Origin of the sequence: Pedobacter glucosidilyticus (genome assembly GCF_002483235.1) — a bacterium.
In the GTDB taxonomy this organism is placed as follows: Bacteria; Bacteroidota; Bacteroidia; order Sphingobacteriales; family Sphingobacteriaceae; genus Pseudopedobacter; species Pseudopedobacter glucosidilyticum_B.
In genome coordinates this window covers 77,179-100,200 of sequence record NZ_DLHN01000021.1, presented here as the reverse complement: position 1 = coordinate 100,200, position 23,022 = coordinate 77,179, and the positions used below count along the sequence as shown (strand labels likewise).

19 protein-coding genes are annotated in these 23,022 nt (G+C 32.5%); 4 read left to right on the top strand and 15 right to left on the bottom strand.

Annotation, left to right across the window (positions count from 1 at the left end; genetic code table 11):
• Positions 1-3 precede the first annotated feature (3 nt).
• The 9 genes from B2745_RS07010 to porQ form a co-directional block, all read right to left on the bottom strand.
• Complete coding sequence (locus B2745_RS07010; protein ID WP_304064675.1) at positions 4-1,086, bottom strand: SPOR domain-containing protein; 1,083 nt, start codon at positions 1,084-1,086, stop codon at positions 4-6.
• A gap of 47 nt (positions 1,087-1,133) precedes the next feature.
• Positions 1,134-2,864: a TonB-dependent receptor gene (locus tag B2745_RS07005; protein WP_304064672.1), complete on the bottom strand. Its 1,731-nt coding sequence runs from the start codon at positions 2,862-2,864 to the stop codon at positions 1,134-1,136.
• A 53-nt stretch (positions 2,865-2,917) separates the two neighbouring features.
• A complete protein-coding gene (locus tag B2745_RS07000) occupies positions 2,918-5,941 on the bottom strand; it encodes a tetratricopeptide repeat protein (protein ID WP_304064669.1) in 3,024 nt (1,007 codons plus the stop codon).
• Positions 5,942-6,058: 117 nt separating this feature from the next.
• Positions 6,059-6,379 carry a hypothetical protein gene (locus B2745_RS06995; protein WP_026902599.1) on the bottom strand — a complete coding sequence of 107 codons (321 nt, stop codon included), beginning with the start codon at positions 6,377-6,379 and terminating at the stop codon, positions 6,059-6,061.
• Between the two features lie 4 nt (positions 6,380-6,383).
• Positions 6,384-7,322, bottom strand: coding sequence for an aspartate carbamoyltransferase catalytic subunit (locus B2745_RS06990; protein ID WP_304064666.1), 939 nt, complete (start codon positions 7,320-7,322; stop codon positions 6,384-6,386).
• A gap of 1 nt (position 7,323) precedes the next feature.
• Positions 7,324-7,872: a bifunctional pyr operon transcriptional regulator/uracil phosphoribosyltransferase PyrR gene (gene pyrR / locus B2745_RS06985; protein WP_026902601.1), complete on the bottom strand. Its 549-nt coding sequence runs from the start codon at positions 7,870-7,872 to the stop codon at positions 7,324-7,326.
• A 144-nt stretch (positions 7,873-8,016) separates the two neighbouring features.
• Positions 8,017-9,963, bottom strand: coding sequence for a 30S ribosomal protein S1 (rpsA, locus tag B2745_RS06980; protein WP_026902603.1), 1,947 nt, complete (start codon positions 9,961-9,963; stop codon positions 8,017-8,019).
• Between the two features lie 357 nt (positions 9,964-10,320).
• The gene (cmk, locus tag B2745_RS06975) at positions 10,321-10,995 is read right to left on the bottom strand and encodes a (d)CMP kinase (RefSeq protein WP_304064664.1); all 675 of its coding nucleotides are present in this window, start codon (positions 10,993-10,995) and stop codon (positions 10,321-10,323) included.
• A gap of 39 nt (positions 10,996-11,034) precedes the next feature.
• Positions 11,035-12,078 carry a type IX secretion system protein PorQ gene (gene porQ / locus B2745_RS06970; protein WP_304064661.1) on the bottom strand — a complete coding sequence of 348 codons (1,044 nt, stop codon included), beginning with the start codon at positions 12,076-12,078 and terminating at the stop codon, positions 11,035-11,037.
• 59 nt (positions 12,079-12,137) lie between these two features.
• On the opposite strand from porQ, the gene arfB reads away from it, so the two are divergent.
• A complete protein-coding gene (gene arfB / locus B2745_RS06965) occupies positions 12,138-12,551 on the top strand; it encodes an alternative ribosome rescue aminoacyl-tRNA hydrolase ArfB (RefSeq protein ID WP_304064659.1) in 414 nt (137 codons plus the stop codon).
• On the opposite strand, the gene B2745_RS06960 is transcribed toward arfB, so the two are convergent.
• From B2745_RS06960 to lon, 4 genes are all read right to left on the bottom strand, one after another.
• The gene (locus tag B2745_RS06960; RefSeq protein ID WP_304064656.1) at positions 12,538-14,307 is read right to left on the bottom strand and encodes an acyltransferase family protein; all 1,770 of its coding nucleotides are present in this window, start codon (positions 14,305-14,307) and stop codon (positions 12,538-12,540) included. The two genes, arfB and B2745_RS06960, sit on opposite strands and share 14 nt — an antisense overlap.
• A 3-nt stretch (positions 14,308-14,310) precedes the next feature.
• Positions 14,311-15,276: a lipid A deacylase LpxR family protein gene (locus B2745_RS06955; protein ID WP_304064653.1), complete on the bottom strand. Its 966-nt coding sequence runs from the start codon at positions 15,274-15,276 to the stop codon at positions 14,311-14,313.
• Position 15,277: 1 nt separating this feature from the next.
• A complete protein-coding gene (locus B2745_RS06950) occupies positions 15,278-16,111 on the bottom strand; it encodes a universal stress protein (protein ID WP_304064650.1) in 834 nt (277 codons plus the stop codon).
• Positions 16,112-16,230: 119 nt separating this feature from the next.
• The gene (lon, locus tag B2745_RS06945) at positions 16,231-18,708 is read right to left on the bottom strand and encodes an endopeptidase La (RefSeq protein ID WP_304064648.1); all 2,478 of its coding nucleotides are present in this window, start codon (positions 18,706-18,708) and stop codon (positions 16,231-16,233) included.
• A gap of 261 nt (positions 18,709-18,969) precedes the next feature.
• Here lon and B2745_RS06940 point away from each other — a divergent pair, with 261 nt between their 5' ends.
• Positions 18,970-19,587 carry a tetratricopeptide repeat protein gene (locus B2745_RS06940; RefSeq protein WP_304064647.1) on the top strand — a complete coding sequence of 206 codons (618 nt, stop codon included), beginning with the start codon at positions 18,970-18,972 and terminating at the stop codon, positions 19,585-19,587.
• Here B2745_RS06940 and B2745_RS06935 read toward each other — a convergent pair.
• Both B2745_RS06935 and gpmI read right to left on the bottom strand, forming a co-directional pair.
• The gene (locus B2745_RS06935) at positions 19,584-20,108 is read right to left on the bottom strand and encodes a hypothetical protein (RefSeq protein ID WP_304064645.1); all 525 of its coding nucleotides are present in this window, start codon (positions 20,106-20,108) and stop codon (positions 19,584-19,586) included. The two genes, B2745_RS06940 and B2745_RS06935, sit on opposite strands and share 4 nt — an antisense overlap.
• Positions 20,109-21,629, bottom strand: a complete 1,521-nt coding sequence (gene gpmI, locus B2745_RS06930; RefSeq protein WP_304064642.1) for a 2,3-bisphosphoglycerate-independent phosphoglycerate mutase — start codon at positions 21,627-21,629, stop codon at positions 20,109-20,111. It lies immediately after the preceding gene.
• A 107-nt stretch (positions 21,630-21,736) separates the two neighbouring features.
• Here gpmI and B2745_RS06925 point away from each other — a divergent pair, with 107 nt between their 5' ends.
• Together B2745_RS06925 and nadC are read left to right on the top strand one after the other, a co-directional pair.
• Positions 21,737-22,123 carry a DUF4783 domain-containing protein gene (locus tag B2745_RS06925; protein ID WP_026902615.1) on the top strand — a complete coding sequence of 129 codons (387 nt, stop codon included), beginning with the start codon at positions 21,737-21,739 and terminating at the stop codon, positions 22,121-22,123.
• A 42-nt stretch (positions 22,124-22,165) separates the two neighbouring features.
• Positions 22,166-23,020, top strand: a complete 855-nt coding sequence (gene nadC, locus B2745_RS06920) for a carboxylating nicotinate-nucleotide diphosphorylase (RefSeq protein WP_304064639.1) — start codon at positions 22,166-22,168, stop codon at positions 23,018-23,020.
• The last annotated feature ends 2 nt before the right edge of the window (positions 23,021-23,022 follow it).

Here is a 23,022-nt window from a genome sequence, read left to right as displayed (position 1 = left end):
AATTTATTTTAAAGGTTTTATAGGCTTAATAAAAGCCTCTGGATTTAATTCTTCTCTTACTCTTTTTAATTCGGCCTCTGCTTCTGCTTTATTATAAAAAGTAGCAGCACTTATTTTAATCATAGGCCCATCGGCATCTTCTACAATAAAAGCATTTATACCATTTGCTTTAAGTTTTTTAACCTGATCTTCTGCTTTAGCTCTGGTTTGCCATGCAGCAATGATAATTTCATAACGTATATCAGACTTATTTGGTACAGCAGTGTTACTGATTGTTACACTTGTAGAATCTTTAATTTTCTCTATTTCTAAGCCTTGTGCTTTTGCATTTCTTTCTATCTCATTATAAACAGAGTCTGCTATAGTAGCATCTTTTTGACTAATACCTTTACGATTATTTTCTTGTGGCAAACCAATTGGAACTACTACCTTATTGTCTTTACTGTAAAGGTTAGGATTAAAATATTGGTTGTATAAATCAGGTCTAATGAAATAAAGTGATAAGGCTGTTATTAAAACTACTATTACCGGGATAAATATAAAAATCCACCTGTTAGATTTTCTTTTATGTGTACCATCTGTTATTGGTAAAGAAGCTTGCAAAGCCTGTTCTGCTAAAGAAAAAGACAGCTCTTCTTGCTGGTATTTATCGTTTATGCTTTCAGTATAGTTAGGAGTAGTTAAACTAACTAAAGGTAGCCCAAAGTAAGCCAAATTGGTTTCTATTGCTTTTTCTTCTTCAAAAACCAATACTTCATCTTTTTTGATTAATTTACCTAAACCTTGTAAGGGCAACTCGTTTTTTTGGTTTAAGATATTACGGAGCTCAGATACAAATTGGTTTAATAAATAATCTGCAGATGCCATTGAAACCTTTCTGGTTTTGCAAATATATTCTATAGCTGGATTTTGGGATTCTTCTGGGATGATGTTAGAAAAGCCAATAATCTCTTTAGGTGGACAGAAAACCTGTTTTTGATCATCAAAAAAACCCTTCTGTCTTTTTTTATAAAACACACCTAAACCTGGCAAAATAACCAGACTATTCTTGTCTAAAATATCTTTTATATTAAAGGAAATATCCATTGATGTTGTAAAAATAGTCTTTTTTATCCTACCAAAAAATATTGCCTTTAAAAACCATAACTTAAACCACCTAAGATATTAAATCCGTAGTTTGGATAAAACAAATAGCGCTCATAAGCTGTGCCTAAAAGGTTATTAACCTTTAAAAATGCACCAAATTTATTATTTATTTGATAAGATGCACCTGCACCCAAATCGGCAAAAGCTTTAATAGTTCTTACCTGAAAATCATTAGGATCTACTGATGATGTATTATACAGCTTTGCTTTAGTTTCTCCTTGTAAGTAAACATCAGCATCTATTTTCAGTTTCTCTGTGATGTTGAATGATGCTGTAGAACTTAATCTAACACCAGGATAATACCAAGCGTTTAATTCGTTCTTTAAGTTGTATTGATTTAACTCTAGTTTACCATCTAACCTAAAGGCTTTAGAAAATTGAACATTAAGCTCGCCAGTTAAACCTAAGATATTACTGTTATCTGTAAGATATTCAACTTGGAAAGTTTGCAGTCTTGTAGAATCGTTTACGAAATAGCTAAAATCTCCGATGGTTTTATAATGTACAGATGCTTTATAACCAATATTAGCAGATAAAGTACCTTTTACACCACCCTCAATACTAAATTTTTCTATTTGGTTTCTGATGTTGATATTCTCGTTTAAAAACGGATTGTTGTAGCTTAAATCTTTCAAACGGGTTTTATGAACATCACCACCCAAAACACCAAATACAGATAGGTAATTTTTAATCAGTGTAAAATCTAAACTGGCAGCAGGAAATAAGTTCATACGTTGGTTATCACCACCAAATTCATTCACGTAATTGATACCTGCTACAACTTTAAATTGCTCGCCGTCTATCTTTACAAAAGGATTTAACTTTAAAATATGATTGTTTAAGGAACCATAAGCTCTATCTCTGGTAGTAGTAAAATCTAGATTAGCATTTGCACCAATTTGAAATTTATTGATGTTTTTACTTAAACCACCAGAAACAATGATGGTGTTTTCTTTGCCCTCAAAAATATTATTAAATAAATAACCGTACAATTGAGCAGCGTAAGCCAGCTTATTTTCGTCATAAGCATCAACACGATTGTAAAGCTCGCCTTTACCTTCAATAAAATTAAATCTTTGCTTAACCGGATCAGGGTTGGCAAAAGAAGCCGCCGGGTCTAATCCATAAAAATAATTGGTTCTGCGGTTATAATTAATCTTTCCATCTAACACAATTTGGTCGCCTATGCTTCTGCCATAAATACCTAAATCTTGTTCAGACATTTTTTGTTGATTTAATTTCCCACTCATACTCCAATGGTCAAAGTTAAACCCGGCTTGTAGCGCTTGGTCTCTGCCAGTACCTAAATGTAAACTACCTAAAGTAGTCCCTAAATTACCTAAGCCAGCTTTTGCGTAATTATTTTGCAAATCTTCATCTTTAATAGGTTTTAATTGCTGCGCTTCTAAAGTCCTGATTTCTGAGTTGAGCTCTAATCTTTTATCCAATAGATTATACCTCACTCTGGGATTAAAAGCTTTATTGCTATTTAAATCTGGGTTACGTCTTATTTTAACAGCATCAGCCAAAATGGGTTTATATTCTCTAACAACCTCTATTTCCTCTGTTACAGATGTTTTGCTTTCTTCTTCTGTAGGTTGCTGCTGAGTGGTTTTAGGTTTTTGCTCCTCTGGCTTAACCTGTGCTTGTAAAAAAACAGGCAAAGAAACCATCAATCCTAAACTTAAAAATGCTTTTATCTTATATTTTAATATCATGTTTATCATCTAATTGTACTTCTTATTATAGAGATGCTGATAAAATAAATTCTTTATTTACTGGTTATAGCTTGAAGTTTTTCTTTAGCTGTTGGCAGGATGTCATCATCTCCCTCATAGTTTTCTATGATACTTTGCAAGGTACTTTTAGCTTGAAAAGTGTCTTTTAAAGCCACATAATTATCGGCTAAAAGAATAAAGCTCTTAGCCACCCAATAATCATAGTTTGGAAGATTATTGATTAAATCAAATAATGTTTTTTGAGATTCTTTATAATCCCTTTTCAGATATTGAATATTTGCCAAGAGATATTTTGCTTCTGCTGCTTGAATGGTTTTAGCATTTTTGGATAAGATATTTAGCTCTTTAACAGCCGTTGTTGTATCTGCGGTAAGCAAATAAGCTTTACCAGCATATAAAGTAGCTAGATTTTTATCCTGTTCTGATGATTTTTCGTACTCTTTTATGATTTGAGCATACTTCAAAGTTTGATCCGGAACGGCTAAGCCTTCATAAGCTACCATTAAATTATTGATGGCAAACTGATAGGTTGATTTATATTCTGAGGCAATTTCTAACTTTTTAAGGTGTACAATAGCCTCATTATACTGCTTATTTTTTAAGTAGATATTAGAAATACTGATTAAGGCTTTTTCTGTAAACTCGCTCGTCCAATCGTTAAGGATATATTCATAATCAATAATAGCTGGAGCAAATTTACCTAGGTTTTTATAGCTCTCTGCCCTGATGAATTTTGCATGTTTATCCTTGATGGCTTTAGGAAACTTATCAAAATAAGCATTTACGGATTCTACTGCACCCGCCCAATCTCCTCTTAAATACATGTTATTTGCTGCCTGGAACATGATATTATCTTGCTCTGCTAAAGTATAATTCCCTATAGAGGTTGAATTGGCGTAATCTATAAATGCTGATGCATTACCCATATCAACATAAATTCTTTCTATTAATTTGATAGCTTGTTGAGCCTCATCAGTTGATTTATAATCGCTAACTACCTTTTTAAAAGTGGCTAAAGCTTCATTATCGTTCTTTTGATCATACTGCACCAAACCAATAGTAATAAGTGCTCTGGAAACATAAGCGCTTCTAGGATATTTAGCAATAAAGACGGTTAAATCTGCTTTAGCTTTTTCGCCCTCGCCTATTAAAAAATAAGTATAAGGAATTTCAAAACCTGCATCATCTGCATAGTTAGAATTTGGGAACTGATTTAACAGAGATTGTAGAGTTGCAATTTTTGCTTGAGGCTGATTTTGTAAGCCTTCAATAATCCCTTTTTGAAATAAAGCATAATCTTTACTGCTAGTATTAAGTGCTATAATTCTGTTGTAATAAGTTAATGCACTGCCGTAATTTTTGGCTCCAAAATAAGCATCAGCTAGTCTTAATGTAGCATCATTAATAGTTTTACTATCTTTCTCGCTTCCATTTAAAAATCTATTATAGTGCGTTACTGCTTTGGGATAATTCTCTCCTTCTAAAGCGGCATACCCTAAGGCATAATTGGCGTAATTAAATAAATCTGTTTTTCTGGCAGCTGGCATTTTTAAGAAATTCTCAAAATACTCTACAGATTCTCCAAATTTACGCACTTCGTACATAGCTTCTGCACACCAATAAGTGGCTAAAGCATGTATGTCTTTATCTAAAGGGAAATTATTAGACCTCAAAAACATCCCAATAGCATTCTCAAAAGCTCTTTCATTAAAATGCTCTAGGCCTCTGTAATAAGTTACTTTTTGATAAGCTTCCTGTGCATCTTCATTTTTATTGTTGATGGTTTCTAAGATATCAATCGCATCACGATAATTTTTGGTACTTAATAACACATTTGCTAATAATGTTTTAGCCTCGTTAATTTTAGCAGAACGCGGATAGGTTTTGATATATTCTTGAGTTGCATCTAATGCGATGTTATGAAACTGTAATTCGTAAGATAGCTTAGCAAAGTTTAACAAAGCATCTTCTTTGAGTTGTTTATCAAAATTAAGTTTTGAGCTCTCTAAAAAGGCATTTCTTGCGCCTTGTTTATTATTGGTTTGGATATAAGAATCACCCAAAGTATATAAACCAAACTGACTGTAATTATTCAAGTCTTTATTAAGCTTGATTAATTGATCTATAGATTTATTATAATTCTTAAGCTTATAATAAGTATAGCCTATTTGGTAAGAGTCTTGGTTGTTTTGAGTTTTGCCTTTATCATTTGCCATAAAACGCTCATAATATTTAAGCGCTTCATTGTAATTTTCTTTAGCAAAATAAGAAGCGGCTACAATCCTGAACATTTCTGTCTCGTATTGCTGCTTAGTGGTGTTTAAAATAGGGATGGTATAGGCTAAAACATCATCATAACGCTTATCTAAGAAATAAATAGCAGAGATATAATATGGATAGCTAGACTCGTAATTTTTAGCATTTTTTAGCTTCTCGAAGTTAGTTAAAGCAACTTTATAATCTTTATCCAAATACGAAATATAAGCGTAGTAATAAATAGACTGCTCTTGATACACCGAAGGACGATCTTTTACTAAACCAAATAGTGGTTTGGCATTTGCATAATCTTTAGTTTCAAAATATGCGTACGCGGTTTTAAATTTATACTCTGTTTCATCATCTCCAACCAAATCTATTGAGCTTACTTTAGTAAACCAATTTAAAGCATCTTGATATTTTCCTTGTTGAAAGTATGATTTACCAACCTGAAAATATGCCTGTTTTGTTTTAGCATTTTCTGGATGTTGCCTGATAAATTTTAGAAATAATTCCTCAGCATCTTCATTTTTAAGCTCTAATGCACATAAAGCTCTATAATATTGAGCATTTATTTTTATTTCAGAGATGTTTAATCTGCTATCAACTTGTGTAGATGTGGTGTATCGTAATTTTTCAACCTCCTGAAAAATAGAAGAGGCAGCTACATATTTTTTCTGCTCTAGTAACTCTAAACCTTTTTTATACTGATTATTTAAATCATATTGAAGTGGAATTTGTGCCTGAATTTGTAAACCAAAAAATAGGAATGATGTAAATACAGTAATTTTTTTAAGCATAGTAATTTAACATTCTAAAAGGTTATTTGTGTATTTAAACAAATGCACCAGAATTTAATTATTAAATGTTTGAAACGAATTTAACAGACATTTAATATAAAAACTAATAACATTAATTTAAATTATGTTTTTATTCTCTTTTTCTTGCTTTCGGGTAAGTCTTTGGAATTTTAGCTCGTTAGAATACCAATAAAATACTCCAAAAGACGAGCCAATAATAAGAGAGAAAACTAAAAGTGTTTTTAAAAACTCCCATAAATGTTCTAAACTAAAGAAACCAAAATTTGTATCAGCGATGATGAAAAAATTAATAAAGTCTATAGTTAGCACTACAGGAACAGCTATATATAAAATGGTATTAAAAAAAACTCTGCCCCACCTCCATTTTCTTCTTCTAATTTCCCAACTTTCTAAAAAAGCTAATTCTTCTGCATCCATGATTTTATTGCTTTTGGCTAGCTAATAAGTATAAAACTGCCATTCTTACGGCAACACCGTTTTCTACTTGGTCTAAGATGATAGACTGTTTACTATCTGCTACATCGCTGGTTATCTCTACCCCTCTATTGATAGGGCCTGGGTGCATAATCGTGATTTCTTTGTCTAAAGAGTCTAAAATTTGTTTATTTAGTCCATACATCATAGAGTATTCTCTTAATGATGGAAAATACTTAATATCTTGTCTTTCTAGTTGTATTCTCAACATGTTGGCAACATCACACCAGTTTAATGCTTTTCTTAAATTGTGTTCTACTTTTACACCTAGGGTATGGATATATTTGGGGATTAACGTTGTAGGACCGCAAACTTTAACTTCTGCTCCTAGTTTTTGTAAACATAGTATATTAGATAAAGCTACTCGTGAGTGTAAAATATCGCCAACAATAACTACTTTTTTACCAGCTACATCGCCATATTTTTCTTTGATAGAGAAAGCGTCTAATAATGCTTGGGTTGGGTGTTCATGCGCTCCGTCACCAGCATTTACAATTTGTGCATTGATATGTTTACTTAAAAAAACACCAGCACCAGCGTAAGGGTGTCTCATGACTACCATATCCACTTTCATGGATAGAATATTGTTTACCGTATCAATCAAAGTTTCGCCTTTACTTACAGACGAGCTTGAGGCAGCAAAATTAATAACATCTGCCGATAGCCTTTTTTGTGCCAACTCAAAAGAAAGCTTTGTTCTGGTAGAATTCTCGAAGAAGATATTTGCTATGGTGATGTCTCTTAAAGATGGAACTTTTTTAATCGGTCTGTTAATGACATCTTTAAAAGTATCCGCAGTTTCAAGAATCAGTTCAATATCTTTTGTATTAAGGTCTTTAATTCCTAAAAGATGCTTACTGCTTAATCTATGTGCTTGTTCTGGCATTTTACTTTTTATTGTCTGATATCAAAATAACTTTATCTTCTGCATCTGCTTCTTTCCAACTTACAACCACTTTTTGTGATGATATGGAATCTACCTGTATACCTATATAATCTGGTTCTACTGGTAATTGTCTAGAGTATCTTCTATCTACTAAAACCAGTAATTCTACCTTTGCGGGTCTACCAAAAGCTAACATGGCATCCATGGCAGCTCTAATGGTTCTTCCTGTCCATAAAACATCATCTACCAAAATCACTTTCTTTCCTTCAATAATAAAATCTATATGTGTGCTATTGGGTAGTAAAGGAGAATCACTTCTTCTAAAATCATCTCTATAAAAAGTAATATCTAAATTACCATGATTGATAGTAGCATTAGGGATGATTTGCTTTAGCTCACTAGCAATTCTATTGGATAAATAAGGTCCGCGTGGTTGTATACCAATGATAACAGAATCTGAAAAATCATTATGATTTTCTATTAACTGATGACAAAGGCGTTTTAAAGTAATTTGAAATTTTTGACCGTCAAGAAGGGTTAAATTTTGCATCAGTCTTTTGGTTTGGTCAAAAATAGAAAAAATAAGATAAAAGAGGTGAAATTTTTAAATTTCGTTTTTATGCCCGAATCAGTACACCAACAAAAAAGCCCCTCTGTTTACACAAAGGGGCTTCATTTATGATAGAATTGCTAACTACTTAGCTTCTTCTTTCTTTTTAGCAGCTTTTTTGGCATCGCCTTCCATCTTATCTTTCAATTGTGCCAATACGTCTAAGTCTCCTAAAGTAGATTTCTCTACAGATTCTTTAACTTTTTTAACTGCATTGCTTGCTGCGCTTGCTTCTTTTTTCTTAGTAGCTCTTTCTTCGGCAACAGCTTCAGCTTTTACCTCTTCCCAAATACGGGCGTGAGATACTACAATTCTCTTAGAATCTTTATTGAACTCAATGATTTTGAACTCTGAAGTCTCATCATTTTTCAATACAGAACCGTCTTCTTTGTTTAAGTGTTTTGTTGGTACAAAACCTTCAACACCGTAAGGTAATGCTACTAAAGCGCCTTTGTCAGTTACTTTAGTTACAGTTCCTTCGTGGATTGAATCTAAAGTGAAGATAGTTTCAAAAGTATCCCAAGGGTTTTCTTCTAATTGTTTGTGACCTAAGCTTAATTTACGGTTATCTACATCAAGCTCTAAAACTACCACGTCTAATTCTTCACCAACTTTAGTGAACTCATTAGGGTGATTAACTTTTTTAGACCATGATAAGTCAGAAATATGGATTAAACCATCAATACCTTCTTCGATTTCAACAAATACACCAAAGTTAGTCATGTTTTTAACAGCTGCTTTGTGCTTGCTTCCGATTGGATATCTTTCTGCCGCTTTTTCCCAAGGATCAGGAGTTAATTGTTTAATGCCTAAAGACATTTTACGCTCATCTCTGTCTAAGGTTAAAACTACTGCTTCAATCTCATCTCCTACTTTCATAAACTCTTGCGGGTTACGTAAGTTTTGAGACCAAGACATTTCTGAAACGTGAATTAAACCTTCTACTCCAGGGATGATTTCTAAGAATGCACCGTAATCTGCAACAGTTACGATTTTTCCTTTTACTTTAGAACCGATAGCTAAATCAGTATTTAAAGATTCCCAAGGGTGAGAAGTTAATTGTTTTAAACCTAAAGCGATACGTTTTTTCTCGTCATCAAAGTCAAGAACAACAACGTTAACTTTTTCATCTAAAGATAATACCTCTTTTGGATGCTCGATACGACCCCAAGAGATATCAGTAATGTGAAGTAAACCGTCAACACCACCCAAATCAATGAATACACCGAAATCTGTAATGTTTTTAACAGTTCCTTCAAGAACTTGTCCTTTCTCCAATTTAGAAACAATCTCAACTTTTTGGCTTTCCAAATCGTCTTCGATAAGAACTTTGTGAGAAACAACAACGTTTTTGAACTCGTGGTTGATTTTAACAACTTTGAATTCCATAGTCTTACCAACGTAAATATCGTAATCACGAATTGGTTTAATATCAATTTGTGAACCTGGTAAGAAGGCTTCTACGCCCATTATATCTACGATTAAACCACCTTTAGTTCTGCTCTTCACATAACCATTGATGATGGTATCGTTTTCTAACGCTTCATTAATCATTTCCCATGAACGTTGGGTTTTTGCTCTTTTACGAGATAAAACTAACTGTCCGTTAGCATCTTCTCTTTGCTCAACAAATACGTCAACAGAATCACCAACTTTAAGATCTGGTGTATCACGGAATTCGTTTAAAGGAACTAAACCATCAGATTTGAAACCGATGTTTAAAACCACATCTTTACTGTTGATGGTTACAACAGTACCAGAAATAATTTCTCCTTTTTCTACAGAGTTGAATGTACCAGCATACATCTGTTCCATTTTTTCTCTGTCTGCTTGGTTGTAGTTACCAAACACTTTATCGTCTGCATCCCAATCAAAATCGTTAGGGTCTGCTACGAGTGATGAAGATTTAATGTCTTCAATAGATAATGAATCAGCTTCTGATTCAAATACCTCTTTTTCTCTTTTTACAGTCTCTTGAAGTTCTGCTTCTTTTGCTTTTAACTCCTTTTCTGCTACTTGTTTTTTTGCCATTAAATAATTTGTCTCCTTTTTTCCCGCTTTGGGGACTGCAAAGGTAGGAATATATTCTTACAGAAAAAGAAATAAAAAGCTTTTTTTATTGATTTTTAAGCATTTGCATTTTGGGTATAGTACTTGTACAGTATTACATCATTCAATATAAGGTTATGAAAAACAAAAAAGAAACTCAAATTAAACAAGAAAGTCAAGATGAAATTACTGCGGAATTTGATTTAAAAGATAAATACAAGCATAAAAACGCGGTTTCTATGAAAGATTTTGGCTAAAGAAAATGAAGGCGTAAAATCTATACAAAATATCCCTTCTGATGAACAGCAATATGAAAGGAAGGCTGATAAATAAGCAGTACTAATGAAGAAAAGGCTTAATTTTCTCTAAAGCAAAATCTAACTGTTGCTCTTCTGACAAATTGGTATTATCTAAAATTATGGCGTCATCGGCTCTTACCAAAGGGCTTTCTTCACGTGTGGTGTCTAAGTAATCTCTGTGAGCTATATTTTCAAATATTTCTTCTAGTTCTACTTTTTCGCCTTTAGACAACAGCTCTTTATACCTACGTTCTGCCCTGATTTTTGGGTCGGCTGTCATAAATAGTTTTACTTGAGCATGAGGGAATACAGTAGTACCTATATCTCGTCCGTCCATCACCATATTTTTAGATCTAGCCATTTTCTGTTGTTGTTTTACCATAGCTTGCCTTACCTCTTTTATAGCTGCTATTTTACTTACATTTTCAGAAACAGGCATTTGTCTAATTTCTTCAGATACTTCTTCACCATTTAAAAGAATGTGCGATTGATAATCTCTGGAATGGAAATTTAAATCTATATGTTCTAAAGCATCAATAATTAAATCGTGATTGCTTAAATCAGTCTGGTTACGTAGAAAATATAAAGTAACGGCCCTATACATGGCACCACTATCTACATATATAAAATGGAGTTTTTTTGCTAAGGCTTTAGCTAAAGTACTTTTACCGCAAGAAGAATAGCCATCTATAGCTACAATTATATTTTTACTCATCCCGGGAGACAAAGCTATATAATTGCCCCCGAATTAGCATTATTTTTTAGTGTTAAAAATTGATGGTTTTAGTTGTAGGGTAAAGAAATTATTTCCACCTGCAACGTTTAATCTGGAGTGTGCATAAGAAAAGCTTAATCTTTTCAATTGCAAAGCAAAACCAAATGAAAGCCCCGGCGCACCACCTGTATTGCTGATACTTAACTCTTGATTTCTACGCACATTATAAGACGACTGAAGCTGAAAAGCATCAGAAAGCATTAATTCTAAACCAAAAACAAAATGCCTCATTAACTTTTGCGCTTTTGAATATTGGACAGCTATAGGCTCCCCAGTAACTAAATCAATTTGGTTTTCAGGATTTTCTAAATCCTGAAAAGTTAAATCAAATTGTTGCAGATTATTGTAAGTGATATGATATCTGAAAGGTGCATATTTAAGCTTTTGAGATATGGCTAAAGCTATCTCAAAAGGTAAATTTTCTCTTTGGTTATTAAAAGGCTTTAGTTGATAGCCCATATTTTTTAGAATGATACCTCCCGAAAAATTATTAACAGTATCCTGATAAGTTATTGAAGCATCCGCTGCTAAGGCGAAAGACCTATAAATATCATAAGCACCATAAATGGTCTTAAAATTTAAACCATAGTAAATTTGCTTATTCCAGTTATGTCCAATCCCTATATTTAAGAGGTAATCTCCACCTGAAAAAGTATTACCTGTTTGCTCGCCAGAAATATTAGTTTCATTAAAGCTACCGTAGTTTATATATAATAGCGTAGCCGATAAAGGAATATCTTGAACTGCAAAATTATATTGTAAAGCTCCTAAATTAATATCAGAAACATAATTGCTATAATTTAACAAAGCTGTATTTTTTTGTTTGGTTGATAATAAAGAAGGGTTTATAAAGCTTACGCTGATGTCTTGCATAGGTGCAACCTGATAGCCCATACCTAAAGCCGCTGTTCTGGAAGAGTTAGGCAAATTAAGAAACTGAAATACGCCATTACCCCCGTTTTGAGCAAAAAGCTGTACGCTAGTAAAAAGGAGAAAGAACAGTAATATTTTAAAATTCTGCATTTATAATTGCTAAATTAAATTAATTGCGAAACCTTTGAAAGAGATTTAGATATTTAGTTATGCCGAAGAAACCAGATTTTCAGATTCTTATTCAAGAACTTACCTTTAAAACTTCTAGAAGTGGTGGTAAAGGCGGGCAACATGTAAATAAAGTTTCTTCTAAAGTTGAATTGATTTGGGATATTAACCAAACAGCTGCCTGCGATGAACATCAAAAACAACTCATCATACAAAAGCTAGCAAACAGAATTGATAAAGAAGGTTTATTGCATATTGTAGTTGATGATGACCGTAGTCAACACAGAAATAAAGAACTTGCTATTAAAAAACTTTTTAAGCTGGTTAAAGAAAGTTTAATAGAAGAAAAGCCAAGAAAATCCACTAAACCTAGCAAAGCAGCTGTTCATAAACGATTAGAGAGCAAAAAGAAACAAGCGCTTAAGAAAATCAATAGGAATATCACTTGGGATTAATTTTTTTCCTGATATATTTATTTATAGATAATACTTTTGCAAAGTATTTCGCACCGTTTTCAGTAAAGTGCATCCCATCTTGACTTATGAATTTACAATCGGGAGTAAAAACTGGCATTAAACCATCAGTATCCATTGTTGAACCTAATAAATCTATATACCTATTACCCCACTGTTTCTTTAATATCATATTTTCTTCGACATATTTAGTTTCAACCTTTGTTCTTTGGAAGCAATAATTTAGTTTACCCTTTTGGTTATAAAAAACACCATTATTAGAACCAAAATTCTTAGTCCCTATAATCCATAATTTATTTAGTGGTATTTGATATTGCTTTCTTAAAGGTTCAAAATCCTCTTTAAGAATTGGAGAGAAAAAAATTACATCAGAATTATTAATTCGAATATTTGCTTCAGGATGTGTAATAAGTTTTACAATATAAGAAATTTCAATTTTATCTTTATAACTAGATTCTAATAAAACGTTTGCCCAATCCCGAGCAAAGCTATCTCCAATTATTAAGATTCTAATCTTTTGAGTTTTAAAATTTTTATCTAATTTATAAATCCTAGAATTATAGTTTATATGCGGATTATCTCTAACATTGAGGATATTGAAGTTCTTTTTAATACTCGTACTTTTAATATCGAGCTCCGGAACGTCTCTAATAATACCTGCTCGTGTGTAAATAGCTAAAGAAATAAATGTAGACACAAATAGCATTAAAATAATAGCACTAAAAAAATATCTTGTTGGTATTCTATCTTTATCCCTAAACGGAACTTCAATAAACCTATAAGAAAAAACAGAGAGAAATATTATAATAACGAAGAAGCTAATAATAGAAAGTATAACTATTTCTGAAGAATACAAATATCTATAAAAAGCTAATACTATTTGATGCCACATGTATAAACTAAAACTTAGCTTACCTATGCAAACCATGACTCTGTTTTCTAATAATTTAGATAAACCACTATCATCTTGACTAAATAGAATACCTAAAGAACTAATAACAATAATCAAAATTTTAACTTCATTAACAAGCTTAAAATCAAAGAAAACAATAAATAATAAACCTAACAGAGAAACCCATTTCACATTACTCGAAAACCTCTTCTCACTAAATAAAATATAGCTTATACCGCCCGCAGCTAATTCAAAATATCTAAAGGGTAGTAAAAAAAACTTATAAGCACTTTTATCTATAACTATAAATAAAACAAATGAAGATAATGCTAAAAAAACGAGTGATACTTTTAAAATTCTTAAACTACTTTTTTTAAATATTATAAATATGAGTGGATAAATAATGTAGAACTGTTCTTCTATACCTAAACTCCACGTGTGCATTAGTGGCTTATAATCATTTACGAGTTTCCAGTAGTTTTCAGAAGTTAATAATAACAGGATATTATTACTGAAAAAATTTGTAGCAATTACGGATTGGCTCAGATTTTCCAAATCATCGGGCAACATAGTAAACATGCCTAAGATAAGCGCTAAAAAAGATGTAAATAATACTAAAGGGACAATCCTTCTTATTCTTCTTTCAAAGAAGCTTATTATTGAAAATTCACCTACTAATGTTTGCGTATAGATTTGCTTTGTTATCAAATACCCACTTATTACAAAAAAAATATCTACCCCTAAGTATCCATTAGTTATTAATTTAAGATGGAATAAGATTACTGCTATTATTGAAATAGCCCTTAACCCATCAATGTCTTTTCTATAAGTAGAATCTCCTATCATACATTAATTAAACCTATAATACAAATCTATGACACCATATTGATGTGCTTTGGCTGAACTTTTTAATTCCTTTGATTTAAAAATCAAAGAGAAATTGAAGGTCCATCTTTTTTGTGCAAAAGCCACACCCAATTCTTGCGAAAAAACCAAAGGCTTAACATCATAAACTACCGGTCCTTTATCTTCCCTAAATAAACCTCCAGAAATGGTTGCATCATAAATAACTACATCTAAAGATGGTTTTAAAAAGAAGTACAGCTCTTTTTCTTTAGCTTGAGCTTCTTTGTAGGTAGATACAAAACTATTTGTTGCCATGCTATGGTAAAGCGGATTTAATGTACCTGTTCTAAACAACACCCCCGCTTTCAAACCTGTAAAGGTATTACCTATTCTAGCTTCTACTGGTAAGCTAAAATCTGAAGTACGTTTTTGGTTACGATATAAAAGACTTTGATAATTAAGGAGAAGGTTTACACCTATTTCATCTTTAACCTGAAATTGCCAGCCATTAATATCATAAAAACCAAAAACCTCATGATAAAATTTCTGCCCCTCCTCTCCTTTAGCTGATGGACCAAGAATACCGCCTTGTAATTCTACGCCTAAAATAGTTTCCTTCTTAAAGTAATAATTTAAAGAAGCTGCACCATAAGCATAAGCTGCAAATGGCCTATCAACACTAGCTATATTTCTAATATTTCCTGATGCTGCATTGTACATTTTATGCGCTATGCTTAAAGCCCATATCTTCTTTACTAGCTTACTGGTATCTTGTGTTTTTGCAGGATTTATAGCCGACCTAAAGTTTAAAAACAAACCATTGGTATAATACTGATCCTGGCCGATAGCTAAATAAGCATCGTTTTCGCTTCTAAAGCCAAATTCGTATTTATAATTAGTCTCTTGAGCTTGAACTATTATTGTTTTAATAAATAGCAGACTCCATAAACAAGCAAAAATTTTCTTCAATTTATTTTGGGAAGACTAATAAAGGAACTTTAGTGTTTAACGCAAATTCTTCTGTATTACCAGAAAACAACATCTTTTTAAAAAAAGAAACTTTTTGATCGGTAAACATTACCAATATAGAAGGTTTATTTTTCTTTACTGCTTTTTCTATATTATCAACTAGAGATTTTATGAAGTCGCTGGGCTGTACATGAAAATCTACCGGGTAATCAGCATGGTTTTTAACTTTTTCTTCTGCTAATTTTATTTTCTTCTCTATATCAGAAGGAAAACCAAAATGCACAACTTCTATTTTAGCATCAATAGGCTTAGCAAAATCAATGACTTGATCTAACTCTTTATCTAAATGAATCAAATCTGAAGCGTATAAAACCTTTTCTATATTTTTTGAACGATAGGTTTTAGGTACTGCAATTACCGGAATAGATGATTGGCTGATAACATAAGAGGTATGCGTACCAAATAGTTTTTCTATTTTACCCGCTCCTCTTGTACCAATGGAAATAAAATTAAAGCCTTCTTGTTTAGCATAATTCATGATATTGCTATGCGCCACTACAGACTCTCTGCAAACACAATGTATTTCTGTAGGTTTTATCCCAGAAGTATGGTAAACATCTTTAACAAACTTTTCTAACTTTTTATTAATGTTTTCTTTTTGAGCTTTTTCATAAGCTTCAAATTTAGCATCGCTATAAGAAGTAGGCTTTAAAATATGATAAGAATGGAAAAAAGTTAATGAAACTTCTGGATATTGCTCAGCAAATTTAATTGCAAATTTAATTGCTGCTTTAGAATTGGCAGAAAAATCGGTTGTAACAAGAATCTTGATCATGGTATAATTGATAAATAGCTTATATAAAGTAAAAATAGCTTTTAAATATAGAATAAAATATGAGTGAAGTCATTTATTTTACCCTAAAACAAAAAACCCGGCTTAACCGGGTTTTGAAATTAGTTTTGGTTTTGCTTAACAGGTTCTTTATAAACAATATCTAAAGCATTTTTCACCTTCTTATCTAACAAAGCAAGTTTAATAACTTCCGTCATATCGGTTACATAATGGAAGTTTAAATCTTTAATATAAGACTCTTTAATCTCCAAAATATCTTTTTTATTTGCTTTAGATAAGATAATATCCTTAATATTTGCTCGCTTAGCTGCTAAAATCTTTTCTTTAATGCCGCCTACAGGTAAAACTTTACCACGTAGGGTAATTTCACCTGTCATGGCTAAATGTTCTTTAACTTTTCTTTGTGTAAATGCTGATGTTAAAGCTGTTAACATGGTTATACCGGCAGAAGGACCATCTTTGGGTGTTGCCCCAGCAGGAACATGGATATGAATATCCCATTGGTCAAAAACACGATAATCTATACCGAAACTTGCAGCATGTGCTCGCATGTAAGCCATGGCAATGGTAGCAGACTCTTTCATCACATCTCCTAAATTACCAGTTAAAGTCATTCTACCTTTTCCAGGGCTTAGGCTGGCTTCTATAAATAGGATATCACCGCCTACTTGTGTCCAAGCCAAACCTGTTACCACACCAGCAACTTCGTTACCTTCGTAAAAATCTTTATCAAAAATTGGAGGGCCTAGAATTTCTTCTATATCGGTAGCGGTAAAATTAACATTATAGGTTTCTTCCATGGCTAATTTGGTAGCGGCACCTCGTACTACCGAACCTATTTTTTTCTCTAAACCTCTAACTCCAGATTCACGAGTATAATCTTCAATAATTTTTTCTATTACTGACGATTTTAGATTAACATCTTTAGCTTTTAAGCCATGTTGTTCTTTTTGTTTTGGTAAAAGATGCTTTTTAGCGATTTCTATTTTTTCCTCAATCGTATAGCCATTTACTTCGATAATTTCCATCCTGTCTAACAAAGCAGGTTGTATGTTACTTAAAGAATTGGCTGTTGCGATAAACATCACGTTAGATAAATCATAATCTAACTCTACAAAATGATCATTAAAAGCGTTATTTTGTTCTGGATCTAAAACCTCTAATAAAGCCGATGAAGGGTCGCCTCTAAAATCATTTCCTACTTTATCAATCTCATCTAAAACAAAAACCGGATTTGAGGTTCCTGCCTTTTTAATAGACTGAATAATACGCCCCGGCATAGCACCAATATAAGTTTTGCGATGTCCTCTTATCTCAGCCTCATCTCTTACACCACCCAAAGCCATTCTTACATATTTTCTTCCTAAAGCCTTTGCCACAGATTTCCCTAATGAAGTTTTACCAACTCCCGGAGGGCCAACTAAGCATAAAATAGGCGCTTTCATATTATGTTTTAGCTTTAATACAGCCAAATATTCTATGATACGCTTTTTAACCTTATCTAAACCATAATGGTCTTTATCTAATATTTTTTGAGCTCGTTTTAAGTCAAAATTATCTTTAGTAAATTGCTGCCAAGGTAAATCTAACAACACTTCTAAGTAGTTAATTTGCACAGAGTAATCGGCCGCAGCCGGATTCATTCTGGCTAATTTATCTAGCTCTTTGTTAAAATGATTAGCTGTTTCTTTAGACCACTGCTTCTTACTACCTTTTTTCCTCAGCTCCTCAATTTCCATATCCGGAGAATTACCACCTAATTCTTCCTGGATGGTTTTGAGTTGTTGATTTAAGAAATAATCTCTTTGCTGTTTATCTAAATCAACCTTTACTTTATTTTGGATTCGATTTTTAAGCTCTAATAATTGTAACTCGGTACTTAAATGGCTTAGAACCATTTGAGCCCTATCTCTTAAATTTGCAACTTCTAACATCTTCTGCTTATCTGCAACAGAGGCATTCATATTAGAAGATATAAAGTTGATTAAAAAAGGGACGCTTTCTATATTTTTAATAGCAATGGCAGCCTCAGAAGGAATATTTGGTGAAAATTGAATGATTTGCATGGCCATCTCTTTGACAGATGAAACCATCGCTTTAAATTCTTTATCTACCTTTGGTCTTACCTCCTCAAATTTCTTTACAGTAGCTTTTATATAAGGTTCTGATTGTACTTGCTCTACCAGCTCGAAACGATTTTTACCTTGTATAATTACGGTGGTATTACCATCAGGCATTTGTAGCATTTTAACAATAACAGCTACTGTACCAACTTTATTAAGCTCGTCAAATTTTGGGTCTTCTACACTTACATCTAACTGCGCTACAACACCTATAACTCTATCGCCTTTATAAGCGTCTTTTATCAGTTTGATAGATTTATCTCTACCAACAGTAATAGGAATAACAACTCCTGGAAATAAAACTGTGTTTCTTAAAGGCAAAACAGCAAGAATTTCTGGTGTTTGTTCATTATTCATTTCTTCCTCGTCTTCTTGAGACATGAGAGGAAAAAACTCGGTATCTTCATTTATTAGTGGCATTGCTTGGTTAAAATCGAACGGATCGAATTTGCTCATATTATCTTATGTTTTGAATAAAGCCAAATTGGCAGATTAGATTTACCTATTTGTCTATTATTTTTGAATTATTTAAAAGTTCAACAGTTATGCCAATGATAATTTTAGGTTAATAATTACTTCATGTGGCCAGTTTTATTTATTACCATCTTTGTAAACTGAAAAATAGTCAGTTAATTAATTGCAGAAAAAGAAATATTTTAGTTTTAAAATCGTTTATATTTTCACAATTTACAATCTTTAAAGGTAATAGTTATATCCATGAAATATAAAATTTTAACAGTTTTAGCTCTTATTTTACCCATTACCATAGTGGCACAAACTCCATTTGAGCGCCTTGGGCAAAAAGCCATGATGAGTGGCGACTTTATTACTGCTGCTACTTTTTTTGAACAAGCTGTTAAACAAGATCATAGCAATATGAATGCACTTTATCTTTTGGGTTATGCTTATTACCATTCTTCAAATTATAAAAAATCTATAGAGTCTTTTGATAAATTAGTTGCTTACAAACCCTCAGAAGCTATTGCTTATTATTATAGAGGTAAAGCAAAAATGCTTTTAAGTAGCCAAATAAAAGATTATAAAAATCCTGAGAAAGAAGAACTTTTACTTGGTGCTATTAAAGATTTCTCTAGCGGTATTGAGCTTACGCCTAGCGACATGAAGTTCTACCAGAATAGAGGCTTAGCGTACCAAGAGTACAGTGCCTATAAAAGTCAAAAAGTAAATGACATTTACAATAAAAATGTGGCTATTGCTGCTGCTAACTCTTCTATCACGGATTTAAAGAAAGTTTTATCAGAAAACGCTGCTAGGAAAGATATTGTTTCTCAGATAGAAAAATCTAAACAACTACTTATTAATATAAAAAATTAATTTATTACACCTGAAACTTTATAGTTATTTATACCCAGAACTTTTACATCCTGAAATTTCTCTATTTGGTAAAGCGTATCTGGAATATAAGTAAGTTCTTCTTTGGTATGATATAAGTTGTTTTTTGTTTGGTTGGTAATGCTAATTTTTGTTGGCTTATTACCGTTAAGTAGAATAACAATTTTTCTTGTTCTTAAATTTTCTTCTTTAGCTATATAAGAGATTTTGGTGCTGGTACTATCTTTTTGATAGCTATTTTTCCATGCAGCTTTATTAATATCTGATTCTATAAAAAGAGCAAGTTCTTGAGTCCAATCTTCAATTTTTATGTTTTGTGTTTCAGAAACATTATTGTGCTTTACTGTTTTTACAACTTTTGGTTTTGATTGATTTAATCTACCTGCTTCTTCAAAAAAATATTTTTGCAGATTGTAATAGTTAACAGCCTGTTCCTTTTTTTTATCAGAAAAAGAACAAGCTGTTAAGCATAATGCGGATATGATCAATAGTATCCTAATCATTTATACCAATACATCACCAGTCATTTCGGCTGGGATGTTTATATTCATTATTTTTAGTATAGTTGGCGCTATATCTCCAAGTTTACCATTTTTAACTTGCTTGTAATCCTCATCAATTAAAATACAAGGGACTAAGTTTGTACTATGAGCTGTATTGGCAGAACCGTCTTCATTCACCATAAAATCTGCATTACCGTGGTCTGCAATGATGATGAAAGAATAGCCGTGTGCTAAACCAGCTTTAACAACTTGTTCTGTACAGTGGTCTACAGTTTCTACTGCTTTAACAACGGCATCAAATACACCTGTATGCCCAACCATGTCTGGGTTAGCAAAGTTTAAGCAAATAAAATCTGGCCATTCTGCAACCAATTCAGGGATGATAGCTTCTGTAATTCCATGAGCGCTCATTTCTGGCTGTAAATCATAGGTAGCTACTTTAGGAGAAGGAATTAACAATCTTTTTTCGTTTTTAAACTCTTTCTCTCTGCCACCAGAAAAAAAGAAAGTAACATGCGGATATTTCTCTGTTTCAGCAATTCTGATTTGATTTTTACCTGCTTGTTCTATAACCTCGCCTAGGGTCATCACCAAATCATCTTTACCAAAAGCTACATTAACTTTTTGGAAAGTTTCATCGTAGCTAGTCATGGTAACATAGTACAAATCCAAAGGCTTCATATCATACTCTGGAAATGCTTTTTGCGATAAGGCTAGCGTTATTTCACGTCCACGGTCTGTTCTAAAGTTAAAACAGATGACCACATCGCCATCTTTAATAGTAGCAGTAGGATTACCCTCTTTATCGCAAACTACTAAAGGTTTTATAAATTCATCGGTAACACCTTCTTCGTAAGATTCTTGAATACCATTGGTTATGGCATCTACTTTTTTGCCTTCTGCTTTAACCAATAAATCATAAGCTAGTTTTACACGTTCCCAACGGTTATCTCTATCCATAGCGTAATACCTACCAATAGCAGAAGCCAATTTTGCTGATGTACTTTGCAAATGATCATTTAACTCGGTTATAAAACCTAAGCCAGAATTTGGGTCTGTATCTCTACCATCTAAAAAAGCGTGAATAAAAACATTCTCCAAACCAAAATCTTGCGCTGTGTCACATAATCCTTTTAAATGATTGATGTGCGAATGTACACCACCATCAGAAACTAATCCGATAAAATGAACATCCTTATTTTCTTTTTTAGCATACTCAAAAGCATTTTTGATAGCCTGGTTAGAAGTAAATTCTTTATCAGTTACTGCCTTGTTGATACGCCCTAACTCTTGGTAAACTACACGCCCAGCACCAAGGTTCATGTGGCCAACTTCTGAGTTACCCATTTGCCCTTCGGGTAAACCTACGGCTAAACCAGAAGCTTCTAAAGTACTGTTTGGGTATTTTTGAAGACAAGAATCAAAAAAAGGAGTGTTTGCCACATTAATGGCGTTTGAGGTATCTTTCCGACCGTATCCCCAGCCGTCAAGAATAATAAGTGCAACTTTTTTATTTTTCACAATGCAAATATATAATTTTAAGGGAAGTGATATATGCCTTAAATTGCTATATTGAAACAATATTTATGGCATCTTTTATGTAGTTTTAACTCATTAATCAAACATTTATGAAACCAGCATTCACTATTTTGTTACTTTTTTTATTTAAAACGGCGCTCTCTTTTGATGTTATTGATGAAGTTTCTAATGCTTTTAAAACTGGTAATAGTAAAGAATTATCAAAGTATTTTTCCTCTACTATAGAATTAAGTATCTTAAATGAGGAAGAAATATACTCTGGCTCACAAGCCGAAATTATTTTAAAAGATTTCTTTCTTAAACATCCTCCAATTTCTTCTAAAATTATCCATAAAGTAATTTCCAATGCAAATTATAAGTTTGGAGTGTTAGTTCTAAATACTTCGAAAGGTAACTTTAGGGTAAGCTATGAGCTTAAAAATATGGGCGGTAAATTCTTAATTAACCAAATCAGGATAGAAGAAAATAAAGCTTAGCAACAGTTTTAAATTTTTATACTTTTGCGCTTTCAAAATTTTATGGAACTGGATAAAGAAATCATTACTACATTTATAAAAACAGCCCTATTTGAGGATATTGGAGACGGAGATCATACTTCTTTATCAACCATACCGGCAGATGCACAAGGGAAAGCTAAGCTTTTGATTAAAGATGAAGGAATAGTAGCTGGTGTTGAAATTGCCCTAGAAATTTTCAAAGAAGTTGATGCAAATTTAATAATAGATGTTTTTATTAAAGATGGAGAAAAAGTTAAGTATGGTGATATTGTATTAATTGTGAGTGGCCATGTACGTTCTATTCTAATGGCGGAAAGATTGGTTTTAAATACCATGCAAAGAATGAGTGGTATAGCTACAACCACTAGCCAAATTGTAGAAAAATTAAAAGGTAGCTCAACCCAAGTTTTAGACACCAGAAAAACCACTCCTAATTTACGTTACCTAGAAAAACTTGCTGTTAAAATTGGAGGAGGCGTTAACCACCGTTTTGGTCTTTATGATATGATTTTGATTAAAGATAATCATGTGGATTATGCCGGAGGAATTAAAAATGCCATACAAGCAGCACAATCTTATATCAAACAACATCAAAAAAAATTACAAATTGAGATTGAGGTAAGAAATATTAAAGAACTGGAAGAAGTTTTAGCATGCGGCGGCATAGACAGAATTTTATTAGATAATTTTGGTTTTGAAGATTTAAAAACCGCTGTTAAGTTGGTGAATAAAAGTGTTTTAACAGAAGCATCTGGCGGTATTACACCAGAAAACGCCATAGATTATGCCCTTTGTGGTGTAGATTACATCTCTATGGGCGCATTAACACATTCTGTTAAAAGCCTGGATATGAGTCTTAAAGCTTTAATTTCATAAAA